The sequence below is a fragment of the Klebsiella sp. CN_Kp100 genome (assembly GCF_040065315.1).
Lineage (GTDB): Bacteria > Pseudomonadota > Gammaproteobacteria > Enterobacterales > Enterobacteriaceae > Klebsiella > Klebsiella oxytoca.
The window spans coordinates 90211-109825 of sequence record NZ_JBEAIJ010000028.1 but is presented as its reverse complement, the minus strand read 5'-3'; the positions used below and the strand labels follow the sequence as shown (position 1 = coordinate 109825).

Sequence of the window (19615 nt, the reverse complement as noted above, 5' to 3'; positions counted from 1 at the left end):
CAGGCATCAAACAAGTGAAGAGCCCATCCTGACGGATGGGCTTTTTGCGTTTTTGTCGTCTGAAAATACCAACAGAAACCTTCAGGTCGATAGATCATGGCTATGTACCTGAAAATTTACCTGCTCCTGGCTAAACCCCTTTTAACCACTGCATAATAAAAGCGGCTATCTGCGGAACATCGTTTAAATCTAACAGTGGAAGCGACGTCTCGACCGGCCTATCGCTGGCGATAGCAATCACATTATTGTCAAACACTAATTCTTCTGTACTATGCCCGCTGTTGTGCCGATAAAGCAGGATTTTGGGCACGGGTTCATGTTTAAAACCCTCAACCAGGACTAAATCCAACGTTGAGGCATCCATTCGGCTGACCAGCCATGCCAGATCCAGTGAAGGCTTATCTGGCGTTTCCGTCATTAATGCCCAACGCTGCGAACTGGCGACAATGGTCTGAGCCGCTCCGGCTTTACGCAGTTCATAACTGTCTTTACCCGGCTTATCCACGTCCATATCGTGATGGGTATGTTTAATTAGCCCTGGCCGTAAACCTTCTGCGCGCAGTGCCGGAATCAGAGCCTTCAATAAGGTTGTTTTACCTGTACCGCTCCAGGCGGCGATGGCTAAAAGTGGGATCATGATGGCACCTGCATATGTTGCAAATCGTCGAGAGTATTAACGTTTATAAATGCTGATTTTACATCGCTAAAATCGACGCTATGACCGCCAATTTTGTGCAGAAATACCATTACTCGCCGCTCTCCTGCGGCCAGATACGTTTCCAGTTCGCCGATCACCTTGCGATTTACCAGAGCAATGGCCGGATGGTCTCGTTCACCATCGTGTACCCAAACGGCCAGGGCTGATGTTTTGTGCTGCATTAAGCGAGTCGCCAGAAATGATGGGATAAATGGCGTATCGCACGGACAAAACAGAAACCATTCGCCCTCGACCTGATGCATTACGGAAAGCATGCCGGCCAACGGCCCGGGAAAGTCGTTCAGAGAGTCGGTAATAATCGGGTAGCCGCTGCTTCGCCAGCAATCAAGATTGCGGTTAGCGCTAATCACCAGCCTGGCGACCTGAGGCTGCAGCGTATCGGCGACATGACGCCACAGGGCCTTACTATTCAGCAGCTGTAATCCTTTATCTATTCCTCCCATGCGCGTGCCTCTTCCCCCCGCCAGCACGACGCCGGTTATTACCTCACCCTGCATATCAATATCGCCTCTTTCATTGTGGGTTTGTCCCTGCTAACGTACTCCTATCAAGATTAAGGAGCATTGCTATGAAATGTAAACGCCTGAATGAAGTGATTGAACTCCTCCAGCCGGCCTGGCAGAAAGAACCTGAACTGAATTTGATGCAATTCTTGCAAAAACTAGCGAAAGAAGCGGGTTATGCTGGCGAATTGAGCGATCTTTCCGACGATATTCTGATCTACCATTTGAAAATGCGCGACTCGGCAAAAGAGGCCGTTATTCCGGGTATCCAGAAAGATTATGAAGAAGATTTTAAAACCGCCTTGCTACGCGCCCGCGGCGTGATTAAAGAGTAAAAGGTTGTAAGCGCTGCCGCGGAATCGGCAATGAGATGATATCCTGTATCATTCGTACGATTATCGGATGTCAGGATGCACGATAAGGCTTTCACTTTTCAGACGCTTCACCCGGATACCATCATTGATGGTTTATTTGATCTGGGTATGCGGGTAGATTCCGGTCTTACTCCGCTTAATAGCTATGAGAACCGAGTTTACCAGTTTCAGGACGAAGATCGTCGCCGCTATGTGGTGAAGTTCTATCGTCCTGAGCGCTGGTCTGCCGAACAAATCCTCGAAGAACACCACTTTTCGCTTCAGCTCGTTGAGGACGACGTGCCCGTTGCGGCGCCTTTGTTGTTTAACGAGAGCACGCTTCACCAACATCAGGGATTCTTTTTCGCCGTTTTCCCCAGCCTGGGTGGACGTCAGTTTGAGGCGGATAATCTCGATCAGATGGAGTGGGTTGGGCGTTATCTTGGCCGTATGCATCAAACGGGACGCAAACAGCGCTTTGTCGCTCGTCCGGAGATAGGCACCAATGAGTATCTTCTGGAGCCCCGACAGGTCTTTGAGCTCTCCCCACTGATTCCTGCTGGCCTGAAAGATGCCTTTCTCAGCGCTACCGATAAACTCATTGACGCGGTAATGGCGCAATGGCACGGACGCGCCAATATTTTACGGTTACACGGTGATTGCCATGCGGGAAACATCCTCTGGCGCGATGGCCCCTTGTTTGTTGATTTAGATGATTCACGTAACGGCCCTGCTATCCAGGATCTGTGGATGCTGTTGAACGGTGATAAACCCGAGCAGCGTATGCAGCTTGAGATGATTATTGAAGCGTATGAAGAGTTTAGCCCTTTCAATACGGATGAGATTGCTCTCATCGAGCCTTTACGTGCAATGCGGTTAGTTTATTATCTGGCGTGGTTGTTAAGGCGCTGGGAAGATCCCGCTTTCCCTAAAAATTTCCCATGGTTGACCGGGGAAGATTACTGGCGCGGGCAGACAACAACTTTTCTTGAGCAGGTAAAGGTTCTGCAAGAACCGCCTCTTCAGTTAACGCCAATGTATTAATGTGATATATCCAGGAGAGAGTTAATCATGAAAAAAATTTGGCTGGCGCTGGCTGGTATGATTCTGGCTTTTAGTGCATCCGCTGCCCAGATCACCGACGGTAAGCAGTATATTACCCTCGATAAACCCGTTGCTGGTGAGCCTCAGGTGCTCGAGTTTTTCTCGTTCTATTGCCCGCATTGCTATCAGTTTGAAGAAGTCCTTCACGTATCAGATAACGTGAAGAAAAAGCTGCCGGAAGGCGTCAAAATGACAAAATACCACGTTGAGTTCCTGGGCCCACTAGGCAAGGATCTGACTCAGGCATGGGCTGTGGCGATGGCGCTGGGCGTGGAAGATAAGATCACCGTCCCAATGTTTGAAGCGGTACAGAAAAACCAGACCGTCCAGACCGTGGCCGATATTCGTAAGGTCTTCGTTGATGCCGGCGTCAAAGGTGAAGATTACGATGCGGCCTGGAACAGCTTTGTGGTGAAATCTCTGGTGGCTCAGCAAGAGAAAGCCGCTGCTGATTTCCAGCTGCAGGGCGTGCCTGCTATGTACGTTAATGGTAAATACCAGCTTAATCCGCAGGGTATGGATACCAGCAACATGGACGCATTTGTTGCCCAGTATGCTGATACCGTTAAGCAGCTGGTTGATAAGAAATAAAAAATAAACGCCGGTCACTGACCGGCGTTTTTCTTTTCTGCGTCCCAATTCACTTCTTTGCCTGCTGCATGATTTCCGTTAGCTGCCGATCTTTCTCTTCCCAGAGCGTATTTAGCCAACGCTGAAAGCGTCGCTTAAAGTTTTTATCATTTACATAGTCGCCATGCAGCTCTTCAGCTACGGGCTCAAGATGGATTCGCACCACAATGTGCGTTAATCGACCGCTCAGCATATCGTAAAACGGTCTTTGGTTATTTTCCGGGTAACACACCGTGACGTTCAACAGCTTATCAAACTGCGAGCCCAGCACGCTTAATGCCATTGCGATACCCGCCGCTTTTGGCGCTAACAGATTGTGGTATGGCGAACGGGTTAGCTGTCTCTTTTCTTCAGTAAAACGTGAACCTTCAACAAAGTTGACGATAGTGGTGGGATGCGCGCGGAATTTCTCGCAGGAGCGGCGAGTAGTTTCAACATCTCTGCCACGGCGCTCGGGATGGCGGAGTAAATAGCCTCGGGAATAACGGCGCATAAAAGGCATATCCAGCGCCCAGCAGGCCAGCCCAATAAACGGAACCCAGGCGAGCTGTTGCTTGAGGAAATATTTATTCATCGGAATATGTTTGCGGAACAGCACGCAAAGTACCACGATATCGGCCCAGCTGTGATGGTTGCTGATAAGCAGATACCAGTTCTTTTTACTCAGACCATCAAGGCCCTGTACATCCCATTTAAGCCAGGGATTAAGGCGCAGCAGCCACGCCAGTCCTTCACACCAACAGTACATCATGAAATTGCAAAAAACGGATATCGAGCGCCAGACCGCAGGAACGGGCACAAGAAGTTTAATCAGCCCGGCGATGATGATTGGCACGGAGCAGATGACGGTGACTATGATAGTCAGGGCGATACTCAGCGGGAGCGTTATCGCGGCGAGTAATCTCGGCATAGTTAAATGATTCAGAAAGTTAGGCTGATAAAGAACGCCTATAAACAGCGCAAGGGGCTGATTTTATCAGAAAATAGAGTAAATAACGGGTCTTACCAGAACAGAAAAATTTCTGGATCTTATATCCACATGGAACATCGAGTCGCCATGATGATAATAAAGCAGGTTGTGAACCTATAATTGCATGATAAATATGGAATATTTTTCCGTTATATTATTTTATTAATCATTGGTCGATCAACGTTATAAAACTATTCACAAAGTTATCCACAGGTTAGGCTGCAACGCGATCCTGGGGATCGCTGAATCTTTTCGACGAAATGTGGGAAAAATTCAGGATTTACTGTCCGTCTGTGGCATCCTTTACCGATAATCTGATAAACAGGCACGGAAAATATGGTTCAGATCCCAGAAAACCCTCTCATCCTCGTTGACGGCTCTTCTTACCTTTATCGGGCATACCACGCGTTCCCCCCGCTGACGAACAGCGCAGGCGAACCGACAGGCGCCATGTATGGCGTGCTGAATATGCTGCGAAGCCTGATCCTGCAGTATCAACCGACCCATGCTGTCGTTGTGTTTGATGCCAAGGGAAAGACTTTCCGGGATGAACTGTTTGAGCACTATAAATCTCATCGTCCACCGATGCCGGACGATCTCCGTGCGCAGATCGAGCCGCTGCATGCCATGGTGAAAGCGATGGGCCTTCCGCTAATGGCCGTTCCTGGCGTGGAAGCAGACGATGTCATCGGTACCCTGGCCCGTGAAGCTGAAAAAGTAGGGCGTCCGGTGCTGATTAGCACCGGTGATAAAGATATGGCTCAGCTGGTTACGCCGGGTATTACGCTCATTAATACCATGACTAACACCATCCTTGGCCCCGACGAAGTCGTGACAAAATACGGCGTTCCACCGGAACTGATCATCGATTTTCTGGCCCTGATGGGTGACTCCTCGGATAACATTCCGGGCGTGCCTGGGGTGGGGGAGAAAACCGCGCAGGCGCTTCTGCAGGGACTGGGTGGTCTTGATACGTTATATGCTGAGCCTGAAAAAATCGCCGGATTGACTTTCCGCGGCGCGAAAACGATGGCGGCAAAGCTGGAACAGAATAAAGAGGTGGCTTACCTCTCTTATCAGCTGGCGACGATCAAAACGGACGTTGAACTGGATTTGGGCTGTGAAGATCTGCTGGTTGAACAACCTGTTGCGGATGAACTGCTGACGCTGTTTAAAAAATATGAATTTAAACGCTGGATCACTGATGTAGAGTCCGGTAAGTGGATGCAGGCAAAAGGCGCTAAGTCTGCGGCCAGGCCGCTGGCAGCGGCTGCCGACGTGGCCGAGGCAGAAGAAGAAACCGCGACAGTGCTCTCCGCTGAAAACTACGTCACCATTCTGGATGAACAAACATTGCTCACCTGGATTGAAAATCTGAAGAAAGCGCCGCTTTTTGCCTTTGATACCGAAACCGACAGCCTGGATAACGTATCCGCCAATATGGTGGGCCTCTCCTTCGCCATTGAACCTGGCGTGGCGGCCTATGTGCCGGTCGCCCATGATTATCTGGACGCGCCGGATCAAATCCCTCGCGACCGCGTCCTGGAATTGCTGAAACCGTTACTGGAAGATGACAAGGTTCTGAAGGTTGGACAAAACCTCAAATATGACCGCGGGATCCTGGCTAACTACGGCATTGAACTGCGCGGTATTGCCTTCGATACCATGCTGGAGTCCTACATTCTCGACAGCGTGGCGGGCCGTCATGATATGGATAGTCTCTCCGATCGCTGGCTGAAGCACAAAACCATTACCTTCGAAGAAATCGCGGGGAAAGGTAAAAACCAGCTCACATTTAACCAAATTGCGCTGGAAGAAGCAGGCCGCTACGCGGCGGAAGATGCGGATGTCACCCTGCAGCTGCACCTCAAAATGTGGCCTGAACTTCAGCAAAATGAAGGTCCGCTGAACGTCTTTAAAAATATTGAAATGCCGCTGGTGCCGGTGCTATCCCGCGTGGAGCGTAACGGCGTGAAGATTGATCCGGCCGTGCTGCATGCGCATTCTCAGGAGATAGCCAAGCGCCTGATTGAACTGGAGAAGAAGGCGTACGATATTGCGGGTGAAGAGTTTAACCTCTCGTCGCCGAAGCAGCTGCAAACGATCTTGTTTGAAAAACAAGGCATTAAGCCGCTGAAGAAAACCCCTGGCGGTGCGCCTTCTACCTCGGAAGAGGTGCTGGAAGAGCTGGCGCTGGACTATCCGCTGCCGAAAGTTATCCTCGAATATCGTGGACTGGCAAAACTTAAATCCACCTATACCGATAAGCTACCGCTGATGATCAGCCCGAAAACGGGGCGGGTTCATACTTCCTATCACCAGGCGGTGACCGCTACGGGGCGTTTGTCGTCTACCGACCCGAACCTGCAGAATATTCCGGTACGCAACGAAGAAGGGCGACGTATCCGCCAGGCGTTTATTGCACCGGAAGATTATCTCATTGTCTCGGCCGACTACTCGCAAATTGAACTGCGCATCATGGCGCATCTCTCCCGCGATAAGGGTCTGCTGACCGCATTTGCGGAAGGCAAAGATATCCACCGCGCGACGGCGGCTGAGGTCTTTGGTTTGCCGCTGGAGAGCGTTAGCAGCGAGCAGCGCCGTAGCGCGAAGGCGATCAACTTTGGTCTGATTTACGGCATGAGCGCATTCGGTCTTGCGCGACAGCTCAATATCCCACGCAAAGAAGCGCAAAAGTATATGGATCTCTACTTTGAGCGCTATCCGGGCGTTCTGGAGTATATGGAGCGTACTCGCACCCAGGCCAAAGAGCAGGGGTATGTTGAAACGCTGGACGGTCGTCGTCTCTATCTGCCGGACATCAAATCCAGCAATGGCGCGCGCCGCGCTGGCGCCGAACGTGCGGCGATCAATGCGCCAATGCAGGGTACCGCGGCCGATATCATTAAACGTGCAATGATCGCGGTAGACGGCTGGCTGCTAAGCGAAAAACCTCGCGTGCGGATGATCATGCAGGTGCACGATGAACTGGTCTTTGAAGTGCATAAGGACGATCTTGAAGCGGTCGCGAAAAAGATCCACGAACTGATGGAGAGCAGTACGACGCTGGCGGTTCCGCTGCTGGTGGAAGTCGGTAGTGGAGAAAACTGGGATCAAGCGCACTAAGTATTCGTCGGGTAAGGTCATTTTTTGTAAGTGAGTAACATAACTTATCGTGTTTTGTGATGATCATTTGAATTTGCTATGTAAAGAGTGAAAAAAAACTACAAAAAATGCTTTATCCGTAACCGAAAGAAGAGTAGAGTTAAAGACGTAGGGTACAGAGGTAAGATGTTCTATCTTTCAGACCTTTTACTTCACGTAATCGGATTTGGCTGAATATTTTAGCCGCCCCGGTCATTTATGACCGGGGCGTTTTTTATTGCGCGAAAGAAAATTTTACGCATCGATGCATGCAAAGGCGGGGAGCCCGGATAAGGCTTCACGCGCCGCTATCCGGGTTTTTTGCGAACTTATTCGCCGTCTTCGGGTTCTTCCTGCGGCGGGATATCGTTATACCAGCTATCCAGCTTCTGACGCAGTTTATCCACACCTTGCTTCTTCAGGGAAGAAAACGCTTCTACCTGCACATCTCCGTTAAAGGCGATGACCGCTTCGCGAACCATATTGATCTGCGCTTTCCGCGCACCGCTGGCGAGCTTATCGGCTTTAGTCAGCAGTACCAGCACCGGGATATCGCTTTCGACGGCCCACTGGATCATCTGCTGATCGAGATCTTTAAGCGGATGACGAATATCCATCAGCACCACCAGCCCTTTCAGACAGAGGCGTTTCTCAAGATATTCACCCAGCGCGCGCTGCCACTTGATCTTCATCTCTTCCGGAACCTGGGCGTAACCATAGCCCGGCAGGTCGACAAGGCGTTTGCCCTCAGCGACTTCAAACAGGTTAATCAGCTGCGTACGCCCGGGCGTCTTCGACGTGCGCGCCAGGCTTTTTTGGTTAGTCAGCGTATTCAGAGCGCTGGATTTCCCGGCGTTAGAGCGGCCAGCAAATGCCACTTCAATACCGGTATCGGCAGGAAGATGGCGGATATCTGGCGCACTAGTGACAAAATGCGTCAGTTGATAATTCCAGTTGGTCAAGACGGTCGTCTCCGTTAAATCAGGCTATGGCGGGGATTATACCTGAACAACAGAAAAAGACTGTTTTTACCGCATCTCATTGATGTAAGTTAAAACCACACTCTTTGTGAGATATTGGCTATTGGTTATATGAGATATGAGTGAGAAAAATCCGAGCATAAATAACACAAAAGCTTATAAATCATGATATTAAGCTGAAAGAAAATTCTGAAATTAGATTTTTTTCTGTACAGTCAGTTGTAGGTTTTCCTCAAACCAGTAAAGTAGTGACCAAGGGCGAGGATGCTAACAGGATGATGACTCAGGATGAGGGGTCAGGAAGCGCCAGGAGGCGAGGACTACGGATTGTCAGGATGACAAACGTCTGGAAGACGTTTTAAAGGGAAATGGAAGTAACAGGGACCGTTAGTAGCTGAAGGAAAGACAGGGTGTGTCGTTAGCTAACAGGGAAAGTAGAAGCCCTTTAAGGGTTGTCAGTACGGAAAAAGGCGACAGAGTAATCTGTCGCCTTTTTTCTTTGCTTGCTTTCTGCTAGATTCCGCCTCAATTCTATACTGAAGAAAATGGCCTGAAGATTACCCAACATGAAAAAACCGACATCCGTACCTCGTGGCAAAAAAAATCGCAAAACGCGTGAAGAATTGAACCAGGAAGCTCGCGAGCGTAAGCATCAGAAGAAGCATCGCGGCCATGCGGCAGGCAGTCGTGCGACCGGTGGCGACACCGCTTCAGCAGCCAAAAAACAAGGTCAGCAGCAAGATCCCCGAATTGGCAGTAAAAAACCCATCCCGCTGGGCGTAACTGAAAGCGCTCCGGCGATTAAGCAGCATAAACCAAAGAGCGAGAAACCTATGCTTTCACCGCAGGCTGAGCTGGATTTTCTGGAGAACGATGAGCGCCTGGATGCGCTGCTGGAACGCCTTGAAGAGGGCGGCACCCTGAATGCTGAAGAGCAAACCTGGGTTGATGCCAAACTGGATCGCATTGATGAGCTGATGCAGCAGCTGGGCCTCTCCTATGATGATGACGAAGATGAAGAAGAGGAAGAGCGCAAAGAAGATATGATGCGCCTGCTGAAGGGTGGAAACTAACGTTTGCATCCCATCGGATTCCCGGTCCTGCTTATAACCCTTCTGGTTATATGTTATCTGCTGTGGTTATTCGTTAAACTACGACGGTTGTCGCGGCGTCAGAAATGGCTGCGCAACCGGCTCATTACCCGAGGTGCGGTTGGGCCGGGGCGGCGTACCCGCCGACGGCACCATCGGAAGGAGTGAGCATGTCTGTGCAGTTAATCGACTGGGATCTGGCCCTGATCCAGAAATATAATTATTCCGGGCCGCGTTATACTTCGTATCCCACCGCGCTGGAGTTTTCTCCAGAATTTGGCGCTGCTGAATTTGATGCGGCGGTTGCCCGCTATCCGCAGCGTCCTCTATCGCTATACGTGCATATCCCGTTTTGCCATAAACTCTGCTATTTCTGCGGCTGCAACAAAATCGTCACCCGCCAGCAGCATAAGGCTGACCAGTATCTGGATGTGCTTGAGCAGGAGATTATTCATCGCGCTCCGCTTTTTGCTGGCCGCAAGGTTAATCAGCTGCACTGGGGCGGCGGTACGCCGACGTATCTGAACAAAGCGCAAATTAGCCGCCTGATGGGGTTGCTGCGTACGCATTTCGATTTTAACGCGGATGCAGAGATTTCCATTGAAGTCGATCCGCGTGAAATTGAGCTTGATGTCCTGGATCATTTACGCGCCGAAGGCTTTAACCGCCTGAGCATGGGCGTGCAGGACTTCAACAAAGAAGTGCAGCGTCTGGTGAACCGCGAGCAGGATGAAGCATTTATCTTCGCGCTCCTTAATCACGCGCGTGATATCGGCTTTACCTCAACCAATATCGACCTGATTTACGGTCTGCCGAAGCAAACGCCGCAGAGCTTCGCTTATACGCTACAGAAAGTGGCGGAGCTTAATCCCGATCGTCTGAGCGTATTTAACTATGCGCATCTGCCAACGCTGTTTGCTGCACAGCGCAAAATCAAAGATGCCGATTTGCCCTCAGCTGAACAAAAGCTGGATATTCTTCAGGAGACGATTGCTTCGTTAACCTCTGCGGGATATCAGTTTATCGGCATGGACCACTTTGCCCGCCCTGATGATGAGCTGGCGATAGCCCAACGGGAAGGTATTCTGCATCGCAACTTCCAGGGATATACCACCCAGGGAGACACCGACCTGCTGGGGATGGGCGTGTCGGCGATCAGTATGATTGGCGATTGCTATGCGCAGAACCAGAAAGAGTTGAAACAGTATTATCAACAGGTCGATGAAACCGGGACGGCGCTGTGGCGCGGTATTGCGTTGACGCGCGATGACTGCATTCGTCGTGATGTCATTAAGGCGCTGATTTGTAACTTCCGTCTCGACTTTGCGGCGGTAGAGAAACAGTGGGCGCTCATCTACGATGACTACTTTGCCGAAGATATGAAATTGTTGGCGCCGCTGGCTAAAGACGGGCTGGTGGATGTGGATGAGAAGGGCATTCAGGTTACGCCGAAAGGCCGGCTGCTGATTCGCAATATCTGTATGTGCTTTGATGCTTACCTGCGGCAGAAAGCGCGGATGCAGCAGTTTTCTCGCGTGATATAAGCTATATCCCCTCTCCTTACCGGAGAGGGGATATATATCAGTTAAACAGCCCAACCATCGCCGCGCACAGGACGGCAGCTACCGCCGTCTGCGGCGTATGACCTGCTGCAACTCCGCTCGATATAATATTAATGAGTGATTCAAGCATGATTACCCCCCCGTCTTTCCGGGCAAGATCATACTCAATGCATAGTAACAGTAAAGTACAAAATAGCAGCAGTTTGCGCTGGATGACTATTTTTTACGCGCCGCTGCGCTGCTACTCCATTCCCAACTCTTTTAACTTACGCGTCAGAGTGTTACGGCCCCACCCTAGCAGCCGCGCCGCCTCTTGTTTATGCCCCTGAGTATGGCGTAACGCGGTGGTCAGCAGCGTACGCTCCATCTCAGGCTGCGCTTCTGAGAGCAGGTTTTGATGACCGGAGCGCAGCGCGCGATCGGCCCATTGCCCCAGCAGCGTCGCCCAGCTATCCGGCAGCATTTGCGTCGGATTATCCGGTATCGCGGTTTCAAACAGCTCACTGGGGAGATCCTGCGTCAGAACTTCCTGACCCGCGGCCATCACCGTCAGCCAGCGGCAAGTGTTTTCCAGCTGACGAACGTTGCCCGGCCACGCCAGCCGGGTTAACGCCATCTCCGTCTCCGGATGCAGCTGTTTGGCCTCCACGCCCAGTTCACGAGCGGCAATTTGCAGGAAATGCCTCGCCAGGCGAGGAATATCTTCCCGACGCTCGCGCAGCGGCGGCAGATGGACGCGAATCACGTTCAGGCGATGGAACAAATCCTCACGGAATTTCCCCTCCTGGACGCGCAGCTCAAGGTTCTGGTGGGTGGCGGCAATAATACGCACATCCACTTTCACCGGCGCATAGCCGCCCACGCGGTAAAACTGACCATCGGCCAGGACGCGCAGCAGACGGGTCTGGACGTCCAGCGGCATATCGCCAATCTCGTCAAGGAACAGCGTACCGCCGTCTGCCTGCTCAAAACGTCCCTGACGCACGGTATTGGCGCCGGTAAAAGCGCCTTTCTCGTGGCCAAAGAGCTCTGACTCAATCAAGTCTTTAGGGATTGCCGCCATATTCAGCGCAATAAACGGCGCCTTGGCGCGCGGGCTGTGGCGATGCAGAGCATGGGCAACCAACTCTTTGCCGGTACCGGATTCGCCGTTGATCAGCACGCTGATAGAAGAGCGCGACAGGCGGCCGATAATGCGAAAGACGTCCTGCATTGCCGGCGCTTCGCCGATGATATCGGCCGTTGGGCTATTAATCGGCGCATTACGCGGCTGTTGTTGCTCCTGGTAATGGCTAATTGCCCGGTCAACCAGCGCTACCGCTTCATCGATATCAAACGGTTTCGGCAGATAATCAAAGGCGCCTTGCTGATAGGCGCTTACCGCCGCATCAAGATCCGAATGCGCCGTCATTATGATGACCGGTAGCATTGGATGGCGCTGTTTAATTTGCTTTAACAGCGCCAGCCCATCCATTCCCGGCATGCGGATATCAGACAGCAGCACATCCGGGGTTTTGGTCGTGAGGGCATCAAGCACCTCGTTACCGCTCTCAAACGTTGTACAACTCAAGCCTGCCCCGGTGAGCGCGCGTTCAAGCACCCAACGGATGGAGCTATCGTCGTCAACGATCCATGCTATCCCTCGTTGCATAAACACCTCTACTTCCGAATAGGCAGGTACACCGAGAATTCGGTATGCCCTGGCCAACTGGTAAATTCAATTTTCCCGGAGTGCTGATCGATAAGGCTGCGGGCAATAGACAGACCGAGTCCGGTACCGCCTTCGCGCCCGCTCACCATCGGATAAAACAGCGTGTCCTGTAAATGAGACGGTATTCCCGGGCCGTTATCTTCAACGTCAATGCGCGCAGCGAGGCGGTAGCGTACGCCGTGTAAGGTTAACTGGAAGGCCGTGCGGGTGCGCAGAGTGATCTCGCCGCCCTCGGGTCCCAGCGCCTGCAGCGCATTACGGACGATATTCAGCAACACCTGTTCGATTTGGTCAGGGTCGTGCGGGAGTTCCGGCAGGCTGGGGTCGTAATCGCGAACCAGTTTGACGTTATCCGGCAGCTCCATCGACACCAGCTTCACTACCCGCTCAGCGACCTTATGGATGCTTTCCGTCACGTGCATCCCGGGATGCTGCGGCCCCAGCAGACGGTCGACCAGATTTCTTAACCGATCGGCCTGTTCAATAATGACTTTGGTATATTCCATTAACGCAGGATCGGGCAGCGCTTTGCTCAGCAGCTGTGCCGCTCCGCGCAAACCGCCCAGCGGGTTTTTAATCTCATGGGCCAGACCACGCACTAAGTCGCGTGCGGCAATCTGCTGTGCGTGCTGCAGCTGCTCCTGGCTCAGACGACGCTGATTATCCATCGGCGCCATTTCCAGCAGAATATAGCCTTCCGGCAGGCGCTGCGCCGTCAGGGAAAGGATATGCGAGCGGCTATCAATGACCAGCGTCACTTCATTATCGGTAAAACCTTGCCCCGCAGCGAGGCTCTCCTGCATGAGGCCGATATTCAGAGAGAAATAGCTCAACAGTTCCGGCAGCGGCGTGCCGAATAGCTTACGAGAACTTTGCGCCAGCAGCTGCTGCGCCGCCGGGTTCGCGTAATGAACCGCCAGGTCATCATCGACCAGTAAGATACTGTTGATTAAAGAGTTAAGGATCTGCCCAGCATCGGGCAGTGTGCCTGTTGCCATTCGACAGTCTCCAGAAAAAGAGTGCACCATTTTAGTGCAGTATAGCTTTTTATGAATAAAAAGCTCACGAGATCAGCGTGTTGGTGGAGAAAAAAGCCCATCCTGAGATGGGCTGAAAGTTTCCACGGCAACAAAACATCCCTGGTACCCCGCGCCACAACACGAAGCACCATGGATTTACAGCAAAATCAGACGCTGTAGTACAGCTCGAATTCAACCGGGTGCGGAGTCATACGGATGCGGTCGTTTTCTTCCATACGCAGGGCGATGTAAGCATCGATAGCGTCGTTGGTGAATACGCCGCCGGCGGTCAGGAATTCACGGTCTGCGTCCAGCGCGTTCAGTGCTTCTTCCAGAGAGCCTGCAACCTGTGGGATCTCTTTCGCTTCTTCCGGCGGCAGATCGTACAGGTTTTTATCCATGGCTTCGCCCGGATGGATTTTGTTCTTGATACCGTCAAGGCCAGCCATCAGCAGCGCGGCGAAGCACAGGTACGGGTTAGCCGCCGGGTCCGGGAAGCGCACTTCGATACGGCGCGCTTTCGGAGAGGTGACAACCGGAATACGGATAGACGCGGAACGGTTACGGGCAGAGTAAGCCAGCATTACCGGCGCTTCGTAGCCCGGGACCAGACGCTTGTAGGAGTTGGTGGTCGGGTTAGCCAGGGCGTTAATCGCTTTAGCGTGTTTGATAACGCCGCCGATGTAGTACAGCGCTTGTTCAGACAGGCCCGCGTATTTGTCGCCGGAGAACAGGTTTACGCCGTTCTTGGACAGGGACATGTGGCAGTGCATACCGGAACCGTTATCGCCAAACATCGGTTTTGGCATGAAGGTCGCGGTTTTGCCGAAACGGTGTGCGACATTGTGCACAACGTATTTGTAAATCTGAATTTCATCCGCTTTTTTGGTCATGGTGTTAAAGCGGGTGGCGATTTCGTTCTGACCGGCAGTCGCCACTTCGTGGTGGTGAGCTTCAACAACCAGGCCCATCTCTTCCATGATCATACACATGGTGGAGCGGATATCCTGAGAGGAGTCTACCGGCGGAACCGGGAAGTAACCGCCTTTCACGCCCGGACGGTGGCCTTTGTTGCCGCCTTCGTATTTGGTGGAGGAGTTCCATGCGCCTTCGATATCATCGATAGCGACGTGGGAACCGGAGATGGACGCACCAAAACGGATGTCATCGAACAGGAAGAATTCTGGTTCTGGCCCGAACAGTACGGTGTCAGCCAGGCCGGTAGAGCGCAGATACTCTTCAGCGCGCTTAGCAATGGAACGCGGGTCGCGGTCATAGCCCTGCAGAGTGCCGGGTTCCAGGATGTCGCAGCGGATGATCAGAGTCGGTTCTTCATAGAACGGGTCGATCAGCGCGGTGGTTGCATCCGGCATCAGAACCATGTCGGATTCGTTAATACCTTTCCAACCGCCAATCGAGGAGCCATCAAACATTTTGCCTTCTTCGAAGAATTCGGCATTTACCTGATGAGAAGGAATAGTTACGTGCTGTTCTTTACCTTTGGTATCGGTGAAGCGCAGATCGACAAACTTCACTTCATGCTCGTTCAGCATCGTCAAAACGTGTTCAGCGGACATACTTAAACTCTCCCGGATTGGTCTGTGTCGTCGTGGAAACGAAAACTTTTTTGCTACTAAAAGTGGCGTTGTTGCCTTAAAAAATACAAAGCGAAATCTGTGCCAACTTTTAAATTGCCCCCAAAAGGCGTTATCATGCACGTCATCGTGCAAAAGGGCTGCACCAAAATGAATGCATTGCACCAATATAGTGCATTTGTGTGAACATTGGGCACTTATTTGGTGCAATTGGACTCGAATAACCCTTTTAATGCTCCGTGAAAGCGATCACAAAGAATCTCTGCAATACTTGTTTGCGGAGGATGTTTGTGATCCTGTTTTGTACTGCGATTAATCCGTGTACAATAACGCGCTATTTCTAATGCCTGAGGCAAAGTTGTGATCGAAAATCTGCGTAATATCGCCATCATCGCGCACGTTGACCATGGTAAAACTACCCTGGTTGACAAGCTGCTACAGCAATCTGGTACGTTCGACGCGCGTACTGAAGCACAAGAACGAGTGATGGACTCCAACGATTTGGAGAAAGAGCGTGGGATTACCATCCTCGCTAAAAACACTGCTATCAAATGGAATGATTACCGTATCAACATCGTTGATACCCCTGGGCACGCCGACTTCGGTGGTGAAGTTGAACGTGTCATGTCCATGGTAGATTCTGTGCTGCTGGTGGTTGATGCCTTTGATGGTCCGATGCCGCAGACGCGCTTCGTCACCAAGAAAGCTTTTGCCCACGGTCTGAAGCCGATTGTTGTTATCAACAAAGTTGACCGTCCTGGCGCGCGCCCTGACTGGGTTGTCGATCAGGTATTCGACCTGTTCGTTAACCTTGATGCTACCGACGAACAGCTGGACTTCCCTATCGTTTACGCTTCCGCGCTGAACGGTATCGCGGGTCTGGATCACGAAGATATGGCTGAGGATATGACTCCGCTGTATCAGACTATCGTCGATCGCGTACCGGCACCGAACGTTGACCTTGATGGCCCGCTGCAGATGCAAATCTCCCAGCTGGACTACAACAACTACGTTGGCGTCATCGGCATCGGCCGCATCAAGCGCGGTAAAGTGAAGCCGAACCAGCAGGTCACTATCGTTGATAGCGAAGGCAAAACCCGTAATGGTAAAGTCGGTAAAGTTCTGACCCATCTGGGTCTGGAGCGTATCGAGAGCGACATCGCTGAAGCGGGCGATATCATCGCGATCACCGGTCTGGGCGAGCTGAACATCTCTGACACCATCTGCGATACGCAGAATGTTGAAGCGCTGCCGGCGCTGTCCGTCGATGAGCCGACCGTTTCCATGTTCTTCTGCGTTAACACCTCTCCGTTCTGCGGTAAAGAAGGTAAGTACGTTACCTCTCGTCAGATCCTTGACCGCCTGAATAAAGAGCTGGTGCACAACGTGGCGCTGCGCGTTGAAGAAACTCCGGATGCAGACGCATTCCGCGTTTCTGGCCGTGGTGAACTGCATCTGTCCGTTCTTATCGAAAACATGCGTCGTGAAGGTTTCGAAATGGCGGTTTCCCGTCCGAAAGTTATCTTCCGCGAAATCGACGGCCGTAAGCAAGAGCCGTTCGAGAACGTGACGCTGGACGTCGAAGAGCAGCACCAGGGGTCTGTCATGCAGGCGCTGGGTGAGCGTAAAGGCGACCTGAAAAACATGAATCCAGATGGCAAAGGCCGCGTACGTCTCGACTACGTGATCCCAAGCCGTGGTCTGATCGGCTTCCGTTCAGAATTCATGACCATGACCTCCGGTACCGGTCTGCTGTACTCCACCTTCAGCCACTACGATGACGTTCGTGCGGGTGATGTGGGTCAGCGTCAGAACGGCGTTCTGATCTCCAACGGTCAGGGTAAAGCGGTGGCGTTTGCGCTGTTCAGCCTGCAGGATCGCGGTAAGCTGTTCCTGGGCCACGGCGCAGAAGTTTACGAAGGCCAGATCATCGGAATTCACAGCCGTTCTAACGACCTGACGGTAAACTGCCTGACTGGTAAGAAACTGACCAACATGCGTGCGTCCGGTACTGACGAAGCAACGGTTCTGGTTCCGCCGGTTAAGATGACCCTGGAGCAGGCTCTGGAGTTCATCGATGACGACGAACTGGTTGAAGTTACCCCTACTTCCGTTCGTATCCGTAAACGTCATCTGACCGAGAACGACCGTAAACGCGCAATGCGCGGCGCGAAAGAAGAGTAATTAACGCTTCTTTTCGCTATCTGAACCCTGCCTCAATGGCAGGGTTTCTTTTTTGTACAAAGCCCTGCCACCCATAGTCAAACTCCCCCTTTCCCGCTACAGTTAATTTTCCACGGTGCAAAAGGAGAGGGCCATGCTCTATATCTTTGATTTAGGTAATGTGATTGTCGATATTGACTTCAACCGGGTGCTCGGGACGTGGAGCGATTTAACGCGGATCCCTCTTGCGACGCTGAAGCAGCATTTCACTATGGGTGAAGCGTTCCATCAGCACGAGCGCGGCGAAATTAGCGATGAGGATTTTGCGGCGGCGATGTGCCACGAAATGAACATGCCGCTTAGCTACGAGCAGTTCTCCCACGGCTGGCAGGCGGTTTTCGTCGCCCTGCGACCGGAGGTGACGGCAATTATGCAAAAATTACGCGAGCAGGGGCATCGAGTCGTGGTCCTGTCCAATACTAACCGTTTGCATACCACCTTCTGGCCGGATGAATATCCAGAAATACGCGCCGTGGCTGACCATATCTATCTCTCCCAGGAGATGGGGATGCGTAAACCCGAAGCGCGGATCTACCAGAGCGTGCTCGAATCGGAAGGTTTCTCCGCAGAGGATACGGTTTTCTTCGATGATAACGCGGATAATATTGCCGGCGCTGATCAGTTAGGTATCACGTCAATTCTGGTGACCGGAAAGGAGACGATACCGAACTACTTTGCGAAGCAGCTATGCTAAAAACCGTTCATCAAAAAACAGCGCGCCATCTGCGGCCGCTGGTGGCCTGGCTGAAGCTGCTATGGCGGCGTATTGATGAAGATCATATGACGACCCTGGCGGGAAACCTGGCCTATGTGTCGTTACTCTCCCTGGTGCCGCTTATCGCCGTTATATTTGCGCTGTTTGCGGCCTTTCCGATGTTTTCTGATGTCAGTATCCAGATTCGACACTTTATTTTTGCCAATTTTATTCCGACCACCGGCGATGTGATTCAGGGCTATATCGAGCAGTTTGTCGCCAACTCCAGTCGGATGACCGCCGTGGGCGCTTTCGGCCTGATTGTGACATCGCTGCTGCTGATGTATTCCATTGATAGCGCATTGAATACTATCTGGCGCAGCACCCGAACCCGGCCAAAAACCTACTCCTTTGCCGTCTATTGGATGATCCTCACGCTGGGGCCGCTGCTGGCGGGGGCCAGCCTTGCGATCAGCTCCTATCTCCTGTCGTTACGCTGGGCCAGCGATCTGAATAGCGTGATTGACGATGTGCTGCGTATTTTTCCGCTCATTTTATCGTGGGTGGCATTCTGGCTGCTGTACAGCATTGTGCCGACGGCCGAGGTCCGTAACCGCGATGCGATAATCGGTTCCCTGGTTGCGGCGCTGCTCTTTGAGGCGGGGAAGAAAGCTTTTGCTTTATATATCACTGCGTTCCCGTCCTATCAGCTGATTTATGGCGTGCTTGCCGTGGTACCCATTTTGTTCGTCTGGGTGTACTGGACGTGGTGTATCGTCTTGCTTGGCGCTGAAATTACTGTCACTCTCGGTGAATACCGCAAACTGAAAAAAGAAGAAACAGAACAATCATGATTGCATTAATTCAACGCGTATCCCGAGCTAGCGTTACCGTGGAGGATGAAGTGACGGGCGAAATCGGTCCCGGGCTTCTGGTGCTGTTAGGCGTCGAGAGAGACGATGATGAGCAAAAGGCGAATCGCCTGTGCGAACGCGTGCTGGGATACCGTATTTTTAGCGATGCTGAAGGCAAAATGAATCTTAACGTGCAGCAGGCTGGCGGCAGCGTGCTGGTGGTTTCACAGTTTACGCTGGCAGCGGATACCGAGCGCGGGATGCGTCCTGGATTTTCTAAAGGCGCGGCACCGGATAAAGCGGAAGCGCTGTACGAGTATTTCGTTGAGCGCTGCCGCCAGCAGAAAATGAATACGCAGACCGGGAGATTTGCTGCCGATATGCAGGTTTCTCTGGTGAATGATGGTCCTGTGACCTTTTGGTTGCAGGTATGAGCCAGCTTCCGGGCAGGCTGCGGGTAACAA

Annotated in this window: 18 protein-coding genes; 10 read left to right on the top strand and 8 right to left on the bottom strand. The window is 52.0% G+C overall.

Annotated elements, in window-relative coordinates:
• Nucleotides 1–130: 130 nt before the first annotated feature.
• Together mobB and mobA are read right to left on the bottom strand one after the other, a co-directional pair.
• Nucleotides 131–637: a molybdopterin-guanine dinucleotide biosynthesis protein MobB gene (gene mobB / locus ABLV12_RS09295; protein ID WP_064398875.1), complete on the bottom strand. Its 507-nt coding sequence runs from the start codon at nucleotides 635–637 to the stop codon at nucleotides 131–133.
• The gene (gene mobA / locus ABLV12_RS09290; protein WP_064398874.1) at nucleotides 634–1215 is read right to left on the bottom strand and encodes a molybdenum cofactor guanylyltransferase MobA; all 582 of its coding nucleotides are present in this window, start codon (nucleotides 1213–1215) and stop codon (nucleotides 634–636) included. Before mobA ends, mobB begins: the two co-directional genes overlap by 4 nt.
• Before the next feature lie 71 nt (nucleotides 1216–1286).
• Here mobA and ABLV12_RS09285 point away from each other — a divergent pair, with 71 nt between their 5' ends.
• The 3 genes from ABLV12_RS09285 (at nucleotide 1287) to dsbA (ending at nucleotide 3269) form a co-directional block, all read left to right on the top strand.
• Nucleotides 1287–1556, top strand: coding sequence for a YihD family protein (locus tag ABLV12_RS09285; protein ID WP_004107333.1), 270 nt, complete (start codon nucleotides 1287–1289; stop codon nucleotides 1554–1556).
• Nucleotides 1557–1631: 75 nt separating this feature from the next.
• On the top strand, nucleotides 1632–2618 hold the full coding sequence (locus tag ABLV12_RS09280) for a serine/threonine protein kinase (RefSeq protein ID WP_004107336.1): 987 nt from the start codon (nucleotides 1632–1634) through the stop codon (nucleotides 2616–2618).
• Nucleotides 2619–2645: 27 nt separating this feature from the next.
• Complete coding sequence (gene dsbA / locus ABLV12_RS09275) at nucleotides 2646–3269, top strand: thiol:disulfide interchange protein DsbA (RefSeq protein WP_004107338.1); 624 nt, start codon at nucleotides 2646–2648, stop codon at nucleotides 3267–3269.
• Nucleotides 3270–3318: 49 nt separating this feature from the next.
• Here dsbA and ABLV12_RS09270 read toward each other — a convergent pair whose 3' ends face one another.
• The gene (locus ABLV12_RS09270; protein WP_004116774.1) at nucleotides 3319–4218 is read right to left on the bottom strand and encodes an acyltransferase; all 900 of its coding nucleotides are present in this window, start codon (nucleotides 4216–4218) and stop codon (nucleotides 3319–3321) included.
• 396 nt (nucleotides 4219–4614) lie between these two features.
• Here ABLV12_RS09270 and polA point away from each other — a divergent pair, with 396 nt between their 5' ends.
• Entirely contained in the window at nucleotides 4615–7404 is a 2790-nt protein-coding gene (polA, locus tag ABLV12_RS09265; protein WP_016809594.1) for a DNA polymerase I, read from the top strand.
• A 347-nt stretch (nucleotides 7405–7751) separates the two neighbouring features.
• Here the strand turns inward: polA and yihA are convergent, their stop codons facing one another.
• On the bottom strand, nucleotides 7752–8384 hold the full coding sequence (gene yihA, locus ABLV12_RS09260; protein WP_004107344.1) for a ribosome biogenesis GTP-binding protein YihA/YsxC: 633 nt from the start codon (nucleotides 8382–8384) through the stop codon (nucleotides 7752–7754).
• 584 nt (nucleotides 8385–8968) lie between these two features.
• Between yihA and yihI the strand changes: the two genes are divergently transcribed.
• Both yihI and hemN read left to right on the top strand, forming a co-directional pair.
• Entirely contained in the window at nucleotides 8969–9475 is a 507-nt protein-coding gene (gene yihI, locus ABLV12_RS09255) for a Der GTPase-activating protein YihI (protein WP_064398872.1), read from the top strand.
• 188 nt (nucleotides 9476–9663) lie between these two features.
• Nucleotides 9664–11037, top strand: a complete 1374-nt coding sequence (gene hemN / locus ABLV12_RS09250; RefSeq protein ID WP_004107348.1) for an oxygen-independent coproporphyrinogen III oxidase — start codon at nucleotides 9664–9666, stop codon at nucleotides 11035–11037.
• Nucleotides 11038–11074: 37 nt separating this feature from the next.
• Here hemN and ABLV12_RS09245 read toward each other — a convergent pair whose 3' ends face one another.
• The 4 genes from ABLV12_RS09245 to glnA form a co-directional block, all read right to left on the bottom strand.
• Complete coding sequence (locus ABLV12_RS09245) at nucleotides 11075–11185, bottom strand: YshB family small membrane protein (RefSeq protein ID WP_016809591.1); 111 nt, start codon at nucleotides 11183–11185, stop codon at nucleotides 11075–11077.
• A 111-nt stretch (nucleotides 11186–11296) separates the two neighbouring features.
• A complete protein-coding gene (gene glnG / locus ABLV12_RS09240) occupies nucleotides 11297–12706 on the bottom strand; it encodes a nitrogen regulation protein NR(I) (protein ID WP_004107350.1) in 1410 nt (469 codons plus the stop codon).
• A gap of 8 nt (nucleotides 12707–12714) precedes the next feature.
• Nucleotides 12715–13764, bottom strand: coding sequence for a nitrogen regulation protein NR(II) (gene glnL / locus ABLV12_RS09235; RefSeq protein WP_004107353.1), 1050 nt, complete (start codon nucleotides 13762–13764; stop codon nucleotides 12715–12717).
• Nucleotides 13765–13952: 188 nt separating this feature from the next.
• Nucleotides 13953–15362, bottom strand: a complete 1410-nt coding sequence (gene glnA, locus ABLV12_RS09230) for a glutamate--ammonia ligase (RefSeq protein WP_004107355.1) — start codon at nucleotides 15360–15362, stop codon at nucleotides 13953–13955.
• Nucleotides 15363–15740: 378 nt separating this feature from the next.
• Between glnA and typA the strand changes: the two genes are divergently transcribed.
• From typA to dtd, 4 genes are all read left to right on the top strand, one after another.
• On the top strand, nucleotides 15741–17564 hold the full coding sequence (gene typA, locus ABLV12_RS09225) for a ribosome-dependent GTPase TypA (protein ID WP_004107356.1): 1824 nt from the start codon (nucleotides 15741–15743) through the stop codon (nucleotides 17562–17564).
• 133 nt (nucleotides 17565–17697) lie between these two features.
• The gene (gene yihX, locus ABLV12_RS09220) at nucleotides 17698–18297 is read left to right on the top strand and encodes a glucose-1-phosphatase (RefSeq protein WP_004107358.1); all 600 of its coding nucleotides are present in this window, start codon (nucleotides 17698–17700) and stop codon (nucleotides 18295–18297) included.
• Entirely contained in the window at nucleotides 18291–19151 is an 861-nt protein-coding gene (locus ABLV12_RS09215; protein WP_004107366.1) for a virulence factor BrkB family protein, read from the top strand. The genes yihX and ABLV12_RS09215 overlap by 7 nt, the downstream gene beginning before the upstream one ends.
• Nucleotides 19148–19585 carry a D-aminoacyl-tRNA deacylase gene (gene dtd, locus ABLV12_RS09210; RefSeq protein ID WP_004107369.1) on the top strand — a complete coding sequence of 146 codons (438 nt, stop codon included), beginning with the start codon at nucleotides 19148–19150 and terminating at the stop codon, nucleotides 19583–19585. The genes ABLV12_RS09215 and dtd overlap by 4 nt, the downstream gene beginning before the upstream one ends.
• Nucleotides 19586–19615: the final 30 nt, after the last annotated feature.